General features: G+C 61.6%; 1 protein-coding gene. It reads right to left on the reverse strand.

The window, feature by feature from the left end:
• On the reverse strand, positions 1 to 419 hold a 419-nt coding region (locus IMZ11_RS43395; protein WP_228649506.1), incomplete at its 3' end, for a hypothetical protein.
• Positions 420 to 599 lie beyond the last annotated feature (180 nt).

A 599-nucleotide genomic window follows, 5' to 3' on the forward strand; every position in this document is an offset into this window, starting at 1 on the left:
CTGCCTGGGTCGCGGGTGATGCGTTCCGCGACTTCGAGGGCGGATACGACCGGGGGGCTTACCCACCAGCGCTGCGGGGTACCGGCACCTGTCTGGCCTTTGTGGAGGATGCTGGTCACTGCTGGGGCGCCGTAATGGGTGCTGATGGCTCCGGCGGGGATGCCTTGAACTTCACTGTCACGCATCATCGTCATGATCGCAACGAAAATATAAGCGGCATTGCGGATTTGAGTGAGTTCTTTGCTTACGACGACACGGTCGAAACCCGTGGCCCACGGTCCGCGCGTACCGTCGGGTCGATCTACGATGGCGGGTTGGGCACTGCAATATCCGAATTTGGTGGGCATGCCCGCGGTGATCGCATCGCGTACGCGTTGCATGCGGATTGGTCCGCGGCGGCCGTTATAGAAGTTGGTCATATGTACGCGGGGCGTGGTGCATAGCGCCAGGCCGTCCCAGTTGACCTCACCGGCTCGCCCACGCCCGAGTGTGTAGATGTGCAGTGGAATGAAACCGTCGGGTGACGCCAGCCACGAGTCAATCGCCCGGTCGATAGCTTGTGCCGTAAGTCGATCGTCGGGATGTGGTCTGTGGTCCAG

Origin of the sequence: Microtetraspora sp. AC03309 (genome assembly GCF_020826795.1) — a bacterium.
In the GTDB taxonomy this organism is placed as follows: Bacteria; Actinomycetota; Actinomycetes; order Streptosporangiales; family Streptosporangiaceae; genus Microtetraspora; species Microtetraspora glauca.